Genomic DNA, 13847 nt, shown 5'->3' with positions numbered 1-13847 from the left:
AGAGTGATTCGTGCGTGTTTGATAAAGAGATAAATAGAAAAGATTTTTCCGCTGTTTCTATCCACCCACTTGATTTGCGTGACATACCCTAATATTTTTGAAAAGAGGGAATGTTCCATGCAGAGTCAGAAGCATTGCCCACACCAGCATCACGATCGGACAGGAGGCGGAAGTAGTGAAGAAATTATTCACAAATTTAACTTTTCAAGTGCTAAGTGCAATCACCATCGGGATCATCCTTGGCGCCGTCGCACCAAACACGGCCAATTACCTGAAGCCGCTCAGCGATATCTTTATCAACATGGTTAAGATGGTGATCGCGCCGATTATCTTTTTTACGATTGTGCTCGGCATTGCCAAAATGGGCGACATGAAGAAAGTGGGAAGGGTCGGAGGAAAAGCGCTAATCTACTTTGAAATCGTGACCACGTTTGCGTTGATTATCGGCCTGGTGGTCGCCAATGTGGTCGAGCCGGGTGAGGGAGTGCCCCTTAACAGCTCACAATACAAAAAAGAAGTGGACGGATACGTTCATGAAGGCGAGAAAATGGATATGGTGGACTTCTTGATCCATATCGTTCCCTCCAATGTGGTAGATTCGTTCGCAAAAGGGGACATTCTTCAGGTCGTCTTTTTCGCTGTCCTGTTCGGCTTCGCTTTGGCTTCCCTCGGGCAGGCAAACCAGCTGGTGATTGACGTGTTCGAGCGGATCAGTCAAGCTTTTTTCAAACTCGTCAACATGGTGATGCGGGTGGCGCCGCTTGGGGCGCTTGGAGCGATCTCATACACGATTGGTCATTACGGCTTATCTTCGCTCATCCCGTTGGGGAAATTGATGTTGGCCGTCTATCTGACCATGATTTTCTTTGTGTTTGTCATACTTAATCTGATTTGTAAGATATATGGATTCAGTTTGTGGAAGTATTTGAAATTCATCAAAGAGGAAATATTGATCGTTTTGGGCACATCTTCATCGGAATCCGTTTTGCCGCGGATGATGCATAAAATGGAGGCGTATGGGTGCTCCCGATCAGTGGTTGGGTTAGTACTTCCCACCGGATATTCGTTTAACCTGGACGGCACTTCGATTTATTTGACCATGGCCGTTGTCTTTTTGGCGCAGGTGAGCGGGGTGGACTTGAGTCTGACGCAAGAATTGACAGTCATCGCCATTCTCATGTTGACGTCCAAGGGGGCAGCCACAGTGACCGGTGGAGGCTTCATTGTGTTGGCGTCCACATTGGGGGCGATGCAGGTCATACCGATGGAGGGGCTGACGTTGTTGTTGGGTGTGGACCGCTTCATGTCTGAAGCCCGTGCGCTTGTCAATATGATCGGAAACGGGATCGCCACCATCGTTGTGGCCAAAAGCGAACAGGAATTTGATGCGGCCAAACAGCTAGAAGCGGAGCAGAATGCGGTTGCGTCTTAGGGTGCGTGCAACTTCCAGCGGACACGGGCGATTTGCCGCTTGCTTATGAAAGAAATTTCAATTAAAATGGATAGTGCGACAATACTGATCAACGACAAGGAGGTGAGGGTTCATGAGCTACGCATGGCAGAATTGGCTGGGTTGGTTGGTGGTGGAAATTACTGCCATTACCCATGGTTTGGCTGAAAATGGGATACGTGTGCCCTTTTTTAGCCAAATACCAGCAATTCAAGCGTAGCATCAGAACCCCACTATTCTCAACATAGATGTGAGAAAGCCATCAGCGGGTGTGTATGCTGATGGCTTTTTTGCGTCCAAAAAGGAGTGTTTGTCGATGATCGTATGCGCATGTCATCAATTGAAAAAAATGTTGGGTGCCACATGGGTACTAAAACAAATAGATGGTGAAATACATGAACGCGCTCGCATTGGCTTGGTTGGTGCCAACGGGAGCGGGAAGACCACCCTATTGAAATGTTTGGCAGGGATTGAGCGGCCAGATGAAGGAGAAGTCTTCATTCGCAAGCAAGCGAAAGTGGGCTATCTGGCACAATTGCCAGAGACGGATGAGAAGACCACGGTGGAGGACGTGTTGCGGCAACCGTTTGCCAAACTGACTGCCATGGAGCGTAAAATGAATGAATTATCGTTGCAAATGGGTGAAACGGACTCTCCCCAAAAATTAGAACGCTTGCTCAGCCAATGGGATGTGTTGCGCGAACGCTTTGAACAAGAAGGCGGGTACCAGATCGACTCGCTCATTACCCAGGTAGCTACTGGATTGGGTGTGCCCAAAGAGATGTGGAATCTGCCATTTCACAAGTTGAGCGGTGGAGAAAAGACGAAAGTTGGTTTGGCTACATTGCTACTGTCCCGGCCGGACTGCTTGCTGCTTGATGAACCGACCAATCATTTGGATTTGCCGTCGGTGGAATGGTTGGAAAACTATCTTGAAAAATATCAAGGCGCCGTGTTGCTCGTCTCTCATGACCGTTACTTTCTTGATCGGGTGACTAATGAGACATGGGATTTGGAAGATGGAGAGATTCATATATATCCCGGTAATTACTCCCGTTTCACCAAACTGAAGGAAGAACGCCTGCTGGCTGAATTCAAACAGTATCAAGAGCAGGAGAAGAAAATCAAAAAAATGAAAGAAACCATTAAACGGCTGAAAGAATGGGCCAACCGCGCCAATCCTCCCAATGCAGGCATGCATCGGCGCGCCAAAAGCATGGAAAAAGCGCTGGAGCGGATGGAGAAGGTGAAAAAGCCTGTCTTGGAGCGGAGGAAAATGCGTTTGCAATTTGATTTTGCCAAGCGGAGCGGCAAAGATGTGATCGTCGCCGAAAATATTGGCAAGTTGTATGGTGACCGCTTGCTGTTCGCAGGGTGCGGGATGTTGGTACGTTTCGGGGAGAGATGTGCCATTGTCGGAGCGAACGGAACAGGCAAATCCACGTTGCTGCGCATCATCCTGGGCCGGGAGCAGGCGGACGATGGCTGGGTGCGGTTGGGTGACAGCGTGAAAGTGGGCTATCTTTCCCAGGCGGGCTATGAAGGCGATCCGGAGCAAACGGTAATCAACGCCTTCAGAGAGGAAGTCGCGGTGACAGAAGGGGAGGCCCGCCATTTGTTGGCCCGGTTCCTTTTTTACGGCCACTCTGTCTTCCGCAAAGTGGGCGACTTGAGCGGTGGGGAGCGGATGCGGTTGCGGTTGGCGCAGTTGATGCATCAGGACATCAATTTGTTGGTTATGGATGAGCCGACGAATCACTTGGACATCGACTCGCGGGAAGTGCTTGAAGAAGCATTGGCGGAATTTCCCGGCACCATCCTCGCCGTTTCCCATGACCGCTATTTCTTAAACCGTTTGTTCGGCACCATTTATTGGCTGGAGAATCAGCAACTTCACCGCTACGATGGTGATTATGATTGGGCCAAAAACAAACGCTTAGAGGGCGGCCCATCGCAGGCGTGACTTCTTCGGCACAAAGTGCCTTTTGATGAAAAAAGGCTCCTTTTTATGTTTCGATGAGTTGGAGCAGTTCACACCGATTCCTGCTTCAGGTATCTTTAAAAGAGAACGCGGAAACAAATGAGGGGGTATAGGAAATGGACACGACTCGCAACATTTATTGCGTGGGTCGCAATTACCGTCTGCATGCGGCCGAGCTTGGCAATGCGGTGCCCTCGTCGCTGATGGTCTTCTCCAAGCCGACCCATGCGCTAGCGCTTGCCGATGGACGGGCCATCAGACTGCCTGTGGGTCAAGGGCAGGTGCACTATGAAGCGGAGTTGGTCATCCGAATCGGCAAACCGTATCAAAAAGGGCTATCAGTTGATGAATTGATTGACGCTTTTGCGCTTGGTATCGATTTTACGTTGCGTGATTTGCAAGAAGATTTAAAACGGAAAGGTCATCCGTGGCTTCAGGCCAAAGGATTTCCCAACTCAGCCCTGGTCACCAAGTTTTACCCCTTCCCGGGTGTAGAGACCTGTGCTGACACGGATTTCGCCCTTGCCAAAAATGGGGTTGAGGTGCAACGTGGCAACATTCAGGATATGGTGTTCGATTTGCAGACGATCGTCGATTTTTGCGGAAATCATTTGGGACTGGGAGCAGGGGATATCATTTATACTGGCACGCCGGCTGGCGTCGGTGAAGTGAATGCGGGTGACCGGTTGCAGTTGTTGTGGGGAGAGGACGTGCTCGGGGAGTGTGTGATTGCTGGCACTGATCAGTAAACCGGCGGTCATGCTTGGTGCGGTTTATAATTGAGCGGTGATGATAAATCTGTAAGTTTTAGAGAGAGATAAGCTCATTCTAGCTTTACGTATATGTATAGCGTAACTACATATGTTAATAAAACAGGCGTAGGGTATGATTATATTGTGATAACAGCCCCATCTCCTGAATGCTAGTCTTGAAGGATCGGATATCATTTACTCTTAAAAATAAGTAGTACGTAGCCGTATTCCTATTGGTATACGGCTTTTTAAGTTGCGAAACGTCGCGAAACACAGAGAATCGTATCCCCCGCTTTGCCATCATGGTCATGGCAGGGTTGATAACATTCTTTTTATCGGCAAGGAGTAAGGCCCACGAATTGAAACCATTCCCAAAACGCTTTCCGTTCCGCGGCGCTGACTGGAAAGTTGGTTCCTTTGGGGTTGCGCAGGATGGACAGATTGGCGAATTCAGGATCTTGCGACAAATGCTTGCGCAAAACGGGTTGGTTCAGCACATAGTCAAACCGGACATGACACTTCACTCCGCCGAATCGATCATACTCATGAATGGTGAAGGGATCGCTCATCACCCTTCCAATCACGTAGCATCCCGCGTTGGGTTGCGTTTTCCAGAAATAGATTTCATCTCCTTGCTTGATTCGTTGACGATGCTGATTGACGCTCCAAGTGTCGGGTTCGCCGGGGCGGGAGTCCCGCTGCTTGAGATGTTGCATCAAATCAAAGCCAAGCTTGGGGTTGTATTGAAAGATCCATGCCGTAATGTTCTGTTCCACCATTTTGAATGGTCCCTCCAAGAACTGCGTTTCTTCTATGATAAACCAGTGGGGAAACATTTCCCGGGGAATGGACAACACGACCCATAAAGTGTGGTAGAATGGGGGCAGTTCTTTGAATACATACCAATAGGAGTGTGTTTTATTATGCCGATAGGCCAACCTGATTATGTTAACCAACTGTTGATCCCCTTGGGAGCGGACTTGTTGCTGTTCATCCTCAAAGGGGTGGTTGTTTTGCTGTTGGCGGGCTTTTTTATGAAAAAGTATGTTGCCCCTTTGTTCAAAAAAGAGACCAAAGCGGTTGAAGAGCCAAGTGCGCCGGTGGCAACATCAGAGCAACAATCATAGGTGAAAACAAGCGGCCCGCCTGTATGGCGGGCCGCTTTACGCTTAGTTGTTGGCAAGCGGTGGTTCCTTTACCTTTTCACGAATTTGACGGCATCAGCGATGACATAACCGGTGCCTGTCGTCCAGCGCGACACGGCAATACGGTTGGCGTCACCCGCTGCAAAGTTGAAGGTTCCTAGATGGTTCCAGACACCTCCGCTGGAGCGTTGGGAAACGTGGACGGTCTGGCTACCGTTGGTGGTGTTGATCACATAAGGTGTCCGGTCATTGTAGATGGAGCCTGACGGCCACCAAGCATATACATCATAACTTCCAGAGGTGGGGAGGTTTACTTTGTACCATGCTGCGTCACTGATCGTTTCAGGCTTGGCATAGCGATAATCGGCTCCGTATTTTTGGGCATTGGTCGTGCCTATCGCCCAATTGGCGCTGGCAGTGAAGCGGTTCGAAGTGGCGTTATCAGTGACCAAATCGGCACCGCCGCCCGACTGATTGACTAAGCTCATGTAATAGTTCCAATCCCAATTGGGGCCGGGGTCGGTGTGGGTGGCGCCTGGAACTTGGTTATGGCCAATAATGTGACTGCGGTCTTTGGGAATCCCGTACCTGTCGCACAACCAGCGGGTCAGCTTGGCAGAGGCGCGGTACATGGCATCAGTGTACCAGGCTGGATCATTTACATACCCTTCATGCTCTATCCCTACGGAGTGGACATTGTAATCCCAGTTGCCAGCATGCCAAGCGATGTCTTTGTTCTGCACCATTTGGGTCACTTGTCCATCACTGGAGCGGATGACATAATGCGCGCTTACTTGGGCAGAGGGATTTTGAAACCAACTGATCGTACCATTATAAGAGCCTTGCGTGGTGTGGATGATCACGTAGTTGATGGCATTGCCGTCGGATTCCCTGTTGGCGGCAGTATAGTTGGCACTGGATGCCGCTACCCAGCGCGCTTCGGGATAATCGGGTGTGGCTTGGCCGGACGGATCGCGAGGTTCACCGTATTCCCCGCGGTTGGGTGTGACCGGCGTGGGTTTTAATCGCACCTCTTGGCCGTTGATAACGCGGGAGACGCCGCGGTTGATCAGAGCATATACATCATCGGCATACCATGCTTTGGTTTGGTGGCTGGATAGTCCGCTGTATTCCGCTACGACTGTGTACCAATCGGCCAGCTTCTTCGGTACGTGTCCCTGGTTTTGTTCTTTGGCGATTTGCCGCAACACGGCTGCCGCGCCACGGATGTTAGCCTGGATGTCCCGGGTCAGCACTTGTTTATCTATGCCTAGCAATCGGCTGGCTTGTACCAATGAGTCATTGGTGGGGTTTTCGGCCAAATGCATAATGCCGTATCCGTTGAGCTGGCTGGGTTGGCCCTGATGATCCATCCATCTTGTCTCGGCATAGCCAATCGCCAACAACACTTCAACGGGCACCTCAAACTCTGCGGCGGCCATCTCGAAGACGTGGGACAAAGACGGCTGTTCCTCGGCTGCAACGGGCGGTGGAGCTGAGAAAGGCAGAGTGAGCAGACAGCAAATGGCTAACCAAGAGAGCAAACGCTTTCTCAAATGAAGACGCCTCCTTTACAAATAGATAGATTGGGTGTGTAGGAGTTTAGTACGAACGGTTGCATGAAAAAGAAGAGATCATTTTTGTAAATATGACAGGATAACTAATGTTATTATAAATAATAATATTCTGATAGTAAATAATATTATGTTTTGTGTCTGGTCGTGCGGGATACATAAAAATTGGCCGGGAGGGGACAGGTGATTTGTCCTCCCGGCCAAAGGGATTTGGGTGACATTATCTTTCAACAAGAAGATCCCAATTTGGTTCGTCATCGGAAGAAGATTGATTGTAGATAAGCGAGTTGGCCGATTCCTGTTTCTTTTCGTGGCCCATCGACAGGATCTCTTCATCTGAGGCGTCCCATGCTGGTCGCGGTTCTCGGTTCATGATTCTCACCTTCTTTCTCGATGGATGCCGACGGTTATCAGTAAGGAGTTCCATCCCGCTGTAAGGAGTTGATTCGCTCCAAACAGGTACGATAACGTTTATAGCCATTGGCGTCACCGTATGGTTCAGACAGAGGATGGAACAGAGGAAAAAGATCCACTTGCTGAATGATCATCGTCGGTCTTACTTTGGTCATTTTTTTTAATATGGATGGATAATTTCTTCCTCATGCGAGAGGGATTAAAAAGCTGGTTCAGTGCACATGGTTTTGTTAAACTGTAATTGGATGGTTCTGAAAATAAAGAATAATTCCGTTCGTGTTTGGGTTTCCCGCTTCAAGCTCCTGACTAAATAGATGAGGGAGAGATGGTTTGGTGAATCAGAAGAGCGTCTGGTCCGGGCTTTTGTGTATCGGCGGAGCCCACTTGGACCGCAAGGCGATGAGTCAAACCACCGTCAGATTGGGCTCTTCCAATCCGGCGGTAACGATTGAAACATGTGGCGGCGTGGCCCGCAATGTGGCAGAAGCGGTGGCGAGGTTGGGGGAGCGCGTTTCTTTGGTTTCCCGTGTGGGCCGAGATCGCATCGGCGAAAGGGTGATCATGGGTACAAAACGGGCGGGGGTAGATGTCCAGTATGTGGACATTAGTCCTACTGCCCGGACGGGTACTTATACGGCGCTGATCGATGCCAATGGGGAACTGGTTGTCTCGTTCGCCGACACGATGATATATGAAGAAATGACCGTTGCTTGGATTGAGCCGCGTTGGCCGTTGATCGCTTCGGCCGCTTTGGTGTTTCTCGACACGAATCTTCCTGAACAGACGCTTCAGTATGTGATCGGGCGTTGTCGGCGAGAACAGATTCCGGTGTGCGTCAATTTGGTTTCCGCCGTCAAAGCTCCCAAAGTCAAAGCGCATTTGGAAGGGTTAGAGATGCTCTTTTGCAACATTGAAGAAGCGGAAGCATTGACTGGCAAGCCCATCGGCTCTCCAGCAGAAGCGGAAACGGTGGCCAACTCTTTGCTGGAAAAAGGCGTAAAGCAGGTATTTCTCACATTGGGCGGACAGGGGGTCATCTGCGCGTCGGCGACGGAATGGTTGCGGTGGCCTGCGACGGCTGCCGCTGTGGTGGATGCGACTGGGGCCGGGGATGCCTTTGTGGCTGGCGTACTGGTTCAATGGATGCGGGGGACAGTAGGTGCAGAAGCGGTTCGATTTGGATTGGCTATGGCGCAACTCACGGTGCAAACCGTCGATAATGTGGCTTGCGATTTGAGTTTTGAACGGATTCAGCAGCAGTTAAGAGGGGAGAGCGCATGAGAGAAGAGATGTGGCACCTGTCTGCGAAAGTAAAACGGGCATTGGATGGAGGCAAGCCCGTCGTCGCTTTGGAAAGTACCATCATTTCCCATGGCATGCCTTATCCGCACAACTTGTCCACGGCCCAGGAAGTGGAACAGATCATACGCGAGCAAGGTGCTGTTCCGGCGACGATCGCAATTTTTAACCATAAGGTGAGAATAGGATTGGACGCCGAAGAACTGGCGTTTTTGGCCACGCACAAACAGGTGGAAAAAGTGAGCCGCCGTGATCTTCCCTATGTGCTGGCGATGGGAAAGGTTGGCGCGACCACGGTAGCGGCGACCATGATCTGCGCGGCGGCGGTCGGCATTCGCGTCTTTGCCACCGGCGGGATCGGCGGAGTGCATCGGGAAGGGGAACAGACGATGGACATTTCCGCTGATTTGACCGAACTGGCGCGCACTCGGGTAGCTGTGGTCAGCGCCGGCGTCAAGTCGATTTTGGATATTGGGCGGACGTTGGAGGTATTGGAAACAAACGGTGTTCCGGTCATCGGTTATCAAACAGACGCCTTTCCTTCCTTTTATGCTCGCGATAGCGGATACGGCGTGGATTGCCGCGTCGACGCGCCCGAGGATGTCGCCCAGATCATGCGCGCCAAATGGGATATGGGGTTGGATGGGGGATTAGTGGTCGCCAATCCGGTACCGTCGGAAGCTGCTTTAGATTTTGATAAGATGGAAGCGATCATTTGCAGTGCACTCAAGGAAGCGAAGCAGGAGGGGATCACTGGAAAGCGAATCACCCCTTTTTTGTTGGATCGGATCAAAGCGTTGTCGGGAGGCGAAAGCTTGGCGGCCAATGTCGCGCTGGTGAAACACAATGCCCGAGTCGCTGCACAGATCGCGGTGGCTTATCATGCGTTGATCAGTTAATTAGGGCGTGTCTGATGAATAGGCCAACGGCTCCAAAACCATTTTCTCATTCGCTTCACGCGTGGCGAGGCGCTTCTCGAGAAAAGGTTTTTCCGCCGCTTCTTACCCACCAACTTGATTTGCCAGACACACCCTAGTGCAAGGAGAGCCCGCTTCAGGCCCATCGTGCCGGAAGGGGCTTGTTTTATTGCGGGGTCCGATTAATGGAGACGCGGATTGACCACAATGTGGGGTAAGGAGGTGATGGCATGCGCAAGCAGTATTGGGGCGCATTTCTTTTTGGCGTCGGTGTGACGGGGATGTTGGACGGCATCATTTTTCATCAATTGTTGCAGTGGCACAGTATGGTCATGTACCATGCCAAACCCGACCAAGTGGTGAGTGACGGCTGGTTCCATTTGGCCATCACATTTGTGTGGTTTGCGGCCACGGTATTGATTTCACGGAGCGATCCGCTCATAACGCTAAGAGAACGGCGACGCTTTTGGGGATATTTTTTGCTGGGCGGGGGGTTGTTCAATTTGCTAGAAGGGGTCATCAACCATCATTTATTGGGTGTACACCACGTTCATGAGTATGTGCCCAACCCGCTTGGCTACGATTTGTTGTTTGACGCAGGGGCGTTGGTGATGATTGGCTGGGGTTGGTTGCTTGTGCGCAAGGGCGCAGAGAGATAGAACGTCATCAAGCCAATTCATGCCGATCCAAGCTAAGTATCAGTGGTGCGGCCAAGGTTCATTTATGCACAGATGGATCATACGACTTTGCCTTATCCAATAGATGGATAACATCCGCCTAGGACTGGGTAAGCTAACCCCATCAGCCATTATGATAGGAGGAAATCACCGTGGAGAATAAGAAGAAACAGAATGACCTGGCACAAGAAGACACGGAGTTTGCAGAAGAGGTTGGATTTGACGACAAACAACAAAACGTCTCTGCCGCCATTTATGAAGCGCACAGTCAAATCGGCGAATCGAAAGTGAAGCGACAAGGTGAATAAACGCGTACCATCGGCCCCCAAAGGGGCTTTTTTGATGGAAAGGTTTTCACTGATAAGCGGCGAAAAACGGAGGAATATCACTCATGCGGCATGCGGATACTGAAATTATCATTTGCAATGCGAGAGGTCGGGTGAAATGGAAAAAGTCGGAGTAGCGTTGAGTGGCGGAGGCATCACCAGTTGTGCCCATGTCGGGGTGTTGAAAGCGTTGGAGGAGCACGGCATCCAAATTCATGCCTTGGCCGGGACGAGTTCGGGGGCGATGGTTGCAGCTTTGTATGGTTACGGATTGTCGGTGGATGAACTGACAGCCTTCGTGCCCGCCTTTACGCGCGATGTGCTCGACGTAGATTACAAAGCGCTGATATTCAAACTGTTGCGTGGCGACTTTTCCCTCCCGGGTCTGTTTAAAGGCGAACGGCTTCACCAATTGATCGCCCACAAAACGAATCACGCGCATATGCGGGAGATGCGATTGCCAGTCGCCCTGGTGGCGGCCGATTTAAAATCAGGCAAAAAGGTGATCTTCACTTCTCACACCATGCGGCCACCTTGCCCCGATTCAGAAGTGGTGACGGACATTCCCATTGCTGTAGCTGTCCAAGCCAGTTGCTCCATCCCTTTGCTGTTTAAGCCGGTCGAATACGGCAACCGAGTGTTTATCGATGGAGGCGTGATTGACAACTGTCCGGTCTCTGCCTTGCATGCGATGGGAGCAGAGCGGGTCATCGCGATTAATATGGTGTCGGCCGCAGCGGTTGATACCCCTTTCCCGTCCTGCATATCGGTGTTGAAACGGGCGGTGAGCATCGGGTTGGCCCATCAAATCAAGCATGTGACCGGGCAAGCGGATCTGGTGTTGCAACCGGAAGCTAACGCTGTGGGCATGTTTGATTTTGACAAGGCGTTTCACTGCCTGCAATTGGGATATGAGCATGCTTTGCGGCAAATGGGCCAGATCAAGCAGATATTGCAACCGCGCCTAGTGGACGATCCAGTGTGAAGAAAGGGTCTAACGGATGCCAAGTGGCAGAGGAAGCGCCTTGATTTCTGGTGCAATTACGTGAACGATTTGTTACATCTCATCGCAATGCGTTTCTCTCGTAAGTAGGTAGGGAAAGCGTACCATGGAGATAAAATGCGCAAGCTTGAAAGGGGACCCATGATGGACCGACACGCGTTATCGATTGATCCGGCCGTTGTTGAACATCTCGGCGCAATGATTGTGGTAGGGAACATGGACCAGCACCACCGCTTGTTGGGAGAAGGATTGAGCGGCAAGGTGTATGAATTTGAACAGTATGCGGTCAAAGTGTTCAAGGCCGATCCCAGCGAGAAGGGGGATGCGGTGTTATTGGCCGAGCTGCAAGAGCATCCCGCTTTTCCCACGCTCCACTATAAAGAGGACAAGTTTATGATTGTGGACAAGGTGAGTGGATATACATTGGGACAAGCCCTGAAAGCGGGCGAAAAATTGACCGAACGGCAGTTTAGCCAGATTGAAGAAGCGATTGAACGGTGTTACGGCCAAGGGATCATACCAGATGACTTGCACTTGAATAACATCATGATCGATCAGGATGGGCAGGTCAAAATCGTGGATGTGGGCCGTTTCTTCCACACCGATCACCCCGCCGCTCACAAAGGGGAATTGGCTGAAGACTTGGAAGCCCTAAAATATCACTGTGGATTGTTTGGCTTTTTCTCCTCATCAAATTGGAAACGGAAGCGCCGATACTACTCTTCTTCCGACTATCGCCGTCACCGACATCATCACAGCTACTCTTCCTCACACCGTCGCCATTACTCTTCCTCCGATTGGCATATTCGCCGTCGCAAACGGTATTCGTCCTAAGTTTGTGCTCCCACAAGGGGGCATTTTTTATTGAGTGAGGAATTATTGTAAGTTAAAATGTATGTTCAACGGTACGTTGTCCAAGGTGCCGAAAAAGAGAGAATAGGGTGGTTTAGTTGAGTGGGAGCAGAGTTCAGGCTGGCCGGAACGAGGATATTCTCAGACGGGAATTGACAGGCCGGCAATTGATGATGATCGGGCTGGGAAGCGCTATCGGCACCGGTTTGTTCATGGGATCGAGTTTGTCGATTCATTATGCGGGGCCGGCAGTGATTCTCAGCTATCTGGGCACCGCGTTGATCGTGGTGATGATGGTTTATTGTCTGGCGAACATGTCCATGGTTCACCCTACCGCAGGCTCATTCGGAGTTCATGCTGAGCTGGTGTTGGGGCCATGGTTTGGCTATCTTGTTCGATATACGTATTGGGCAGCCAACGCCATTACCATCGGCGGGGAAGCTACTGCCGTAGGCCTTTATATGAAGATGTGGTTTCCTGGCGTGCCGACATGGATTTGGGTTGTAGTCTTTGCACTTATCATATTCATGGTCAACGCCATGTCGGTGAAAAGCTTCGGCTTGTTCGAATATTGGTTTTCCACTGTCAAGGTGTTGGCGATCATTGGCTTTATCATTCTCGGGGGCAGTCTCATTTTGGGAGACCCGGCACAGAGCTTGAGCCATTTGCGGGCACAGGGAGGCTTTATGCCTCATGGATGGTCCGGAGTCTGGATGGGGATCGTGATGGCTACATTCAGTTTCATGGGAACGGAGATTGTGGCGGTAACCGCGGGTGAGGCTAAACACCCCAAACAAGTGTTGAAGCAATCGATGAAATGGATGGTCATTCGCCTCATTCTCTTCTATGTTTTGGCAATGGCGGTGATGTTGGCAGTGGTGCCATGGAATCAAGTGGGAGGGGATGCGGTCCATCAGAGTCCGTTTGTCAAGGTGCTCTCCCTTTTGGAGATTCCGTATGCGGCGGGGATAATGAACTTCATCATCCTGACGGCGGCGCTGTCCACCATGAACGCCAATCTTTACGCTTGCACGCGTATGATGTTTTCCTTAGCGCAAAGCGGCTTTGCGCCACGCGCATGGGGGAAGGTTACTAAGCGAGGGGTTCCCCTGCAAGCGTTGCTCGTCTCTTCGTTTGGTTTGGGAATTGCGGTGTTGCTCAACATGCTGACGCCAACTGCGTACAGCACGATGTTTGGTATTTCGATTTTTGGCGGCATTTTCACCTGGCTCATCATATTTATAACTTATTTTTGCTACCGGCGGCAGGCGGAAGACAAGCTGTCGTTGATCGCTTTGTTTGGGGCGGGCGCGCTGGTGTCCATCTTGCTGACCATGTTGTTAGATGAGAAGTGGATGTACGCGATTATCACCGGTTTGGTGTGGGTGACTTTGTTGAGTGTAGCCTACGGATGGATGAACATCAGAAAAAGGAAACAAGAACAAGCGCCTTCTTAA

General features: G+C 50.8%; 15 protein-coding genes. 12 read left to right on the top strand and 3 right to left on the bottom strand.

What is annotated here, in order from left to right:
* Positions 1-175 precede the first annotated feature (175 nt).
* The 4 genes from CLV36_RS10635 to CLV36_RS10625 all read left to right on the top strand — a co-directional run bounded on the left by CLV36_RS10635 (position 176) and on the right by CLV36_RS10625 (position 4180).
* Positions 176-1432: a dicarboxylate/amino acid:cation symporter gene (locus tag CLV36_RS10635; RefSeq protein ID WP_106342660.1), complete on the top strand. Its 1257-nt coding sequence runs from the start codon at positions 176-178 to the stop codon at positions 1430-1432.
* 112 nt (positions 1433-1544) lie between these two features.
* Positions 1545-1670, top strand: coding sequence for an RAxF-45 family protein (locus tag CLV36_RS17890; RefSeq protein ID WP_262983035.1), 126 nt, complete (start codon positions 1545-1547; stop codon positions 1668-1670).
* Between the two features lie 96 nt (positions 1671-1766).
* Positions 1767-3413 (top strand): ribosomal protection-like ABC-F family protein, encoded by a 1647-nt coding sequence (gene abc-f, locus CLV36_RS10630; RefSeq protein ID WP_102992751.1) that lies wholly within the window; start codon positions 1767-1769, stop codon positions 3411-3413.
* A gap of 134 nt (positions 3414-3547) precedes the next feature.
* Entirely contained in the window at positions 3548-4180 is a 633-nt protein-coding gene (locus CLV36_RS10625) for a fumarylacetoacetate hydrolase family protein (RefSeq protein WP_102992750.1), read from the top strand.
* A gap of 335 nt (positions 4181-4515) precedes the next feature.
* Here the strand turns inward: CLV36_RS10625 and CLV36_RS10620 are convergent, their stop codons facing one another.
* Positions 4516-4962, bottom strand: a complete 447-nt coding sequence (locus tag CLV36_RS10620; protein WP_181352981.1) for an EVE domain-containing protein — start codon at positions 4960-4962, stop codon at positions 4516-4518.
* Between the two features lie 144 nt (positions 4963-5106).
* Here CLV36_RS10620 and CLV36_RS10615 point away from each other — a divergent pair, with 144 nt between their 5' ends.
* Positions 5107-5310: a hypothetical protein gene (locus tag CLV36_RS10615; RefSeq protein ID WP_106342658.1), complete on the top strand. Its 204-nt coding sequence runs from the start codon at positions 5107-5109 to the stop codon at positions 5308-5310.
* A gap of 68 nt (positions 5311-5378) precedes the next feature.
* On the opposite strand, the gene CLV36_RS10610 is transcribed toward CLV36_RS10615, so the two are convergent.
* Together CLV36_RS10610 and CLV36_RS17340 are read right to left on the bottom strand one after the other, a co-directional pair.
* Positions 5379-6884 carry a golvesin C-terminal-like domain-containing protein gene (locus tag CLV36_RS10610; protein ID WP_219904906.1) on the bottom strand — a complete coding sequence of 502 codons (1506 nt, stop codon included), beginning with the start codon at positions 6882-6884 and terminating at the stop codon, positions 5379-5381.
* Between the two features lie 238 nt (positions 6885-7122).
* Positions 7123-7275, bottom strand: a complete 153-nt coding sequence (locus CLV36_RS17340) for a hypothetical protein (RefSeq protein ID WP_154987791.1) — start codon at positions 7273-7275, stop codon at positions 7123-7125.
* A 374-nt stretch (positions 7276-7649) separates the two neighbouring features.
* On the opposite strand from CLV36_RS17340, the gene CLV36_RS10605 reads away from it, so the two are divergent.
* The 7 genes from CLV36_RS10605 to CLV36_RS10580 all read left to right on the top strand — a co-directional run bounded on the left by CLV36_RS10605 (position 7650) and on the right by CLV36_RS10580 (position 13847).
* Positions 7650-8597, top strand: coding sequence for a carbohydrate kinase family protein (locus CLV36_RS10605; RefSeq protein ID WP_146130630.1), 948 nt, complete (start codon positions 7650-7652; stop codon positions 8595-8597).
* Positions 8594-9514, top strand: a complete 921-nt coding sequence (locus CLV36_RS10600) for a pseudouridine-5'-phosphate glycosidase (RefSeq protein ID WP_245888344.1) — start codon at positions 8594-8596, stop codon at positions 9512-9514. The genes CLV36_RS10605 and CLV36_RS10600 overlap by 4 nt, the downstream gene beginning before the upstream one ends.
* Positions 9515-9762: 248 nt before the next feature.
* Complete coding sequence (locus tag CLV36_RS10595; RefSeq protein ID WP_106342656.1) at positions 9763-10191, top strand: DUF2243 domain-containing protein; 429 nt, start codon at positions 9763-9765, stop codon at positions 10189-10191.
* 170 nt (positions 10192-10361) lie between these two features.
* The gene (locus tag CLV36_RS17335) at positions 10362-10517 is read left to right on the top strand and encodes a hypothetical protein (protein ID WP_154986331.1); all 156 of its coding nucleotides are present in this window, start codon (positions 10362-10364) and stop codon (positions 10515-10517) included.
* A gap of 136 nt (positions 10518-10653) precedes the next feature.
* The gene (locus CLV36_RS10590) at positions 10654-11520 is read left to right on the top strand and encodes a patatin-like phospholipase family protein (protein ID WP_022736303.1); all 867 of its coding nucleotides are present in this window, start codon (positions 10654-10656) and stop codon (positions 11518-11520) included.
* 162 nt (positions 11521-11682) lie between these two features.
* Positions 11683-12372, top strand: coding sequence for a protein kinase domain-containing protein (locus CLV36_RS10585; RefSeq protein WP_022736302.1), 690 nt, complete (start codon positions 11683-11685; stop codon positions 12370-12372).
* Positions 12373-12488: 116 nt separating this feature from the next.
* Entirely contained in the window at positions 12489-13847 is a 1359-nt protein-coding gene (locus CLV36_RS10580; protein ID WP_022736301.1) for an amino acid permease, read from the top strand.

Source organism: Laceyella sediminis (assembly GCF_003003125.1).
Taxonomy (GTDB): domain Bacteria; phylum Bacillota; class Bacilli; order Thermoactinomycetales; family Thermoactinomycetaceae; genus Laceyella; species Laceyella tengchongensis.
Note: the sequence above shows the minus strand (reverse complement) of the source record. Positions and strands in the feature narration are given on the sequence as shown.

Excerpts from the sequence above, each read along its gene's own strand:
- CLV36_RS10625 (WP_102992750.1), top strand. The coding sequence starts at position 3,548 with ATGGACACGACTCGCAACATTTATTGCGTGGGTCGCAATTACCGTCTG.
- CLV36_RS10585 (WP_022736302.1), top strand. The coding sequence starts at position 11,683 with ATGGACCGACACGCGTTATCGATTGATCCGGCCGTTGTTGAACATCTC.
- CLV36_RS10595 (WP_106342656.1), top strand. The coding sequence starts at position 9,763 with ATGCGCAAGCAGTATTGGGGCGCATTTCTTTTTGGCGTCGGTGTGACG.
- CLV36_RS10620 (WP_181352981.1), bottom strand. The coding sequence starts at position 4,962 with ATGGTGGAACAGAACATTACGGCATGGATCTTTCAATACAACCCCAAG.
- CLV36_RS10615 (WP_106342658.1), top strand. The coding sequence starts at position 5,107 with ATGCCGATAGGCCAACCTGATTATGTTAACCAACTGTTGATCCCCTTG.
- CLV36_RS10600 (WP_245888344.1), top strand. The coding sequence starts at position 8,594 with ATGAGAGAAGAGATGTGGCACCTGTCTGCGAAAGTAAAACGGGCATTG.
- CLV36_RS10590 (WP_022736303.1), top strand. The coding sequence starts at position 10,654 with ATGGAAAAAGTCGGAGTAGCGTTGAGTGGCGGAGGCATCACCAGTTGT.
- CLV36_RS17340 (WP_154987791.1), bottom strand. The coding sequence starts at position 7,275 with ATGAACCGAGAACCGCGACCAGCATGGGACGCCTCAGATGAAGAGATC.
- abc-f (WP_102992751.1), top strand. The coding sequence starts at position 1,767 with ATGATCGTATGCGCATGTCATCAATTGAAAAAAATGTTGGGTGCCACA.
- CLV36_RS17890 (WP_262983035.1), top strand. The coding sequence starts at position 1,545 with ATGAGCTACGCATGGCAGAATTGGCTGGGTTGGTTGGTGGTGGAAATT.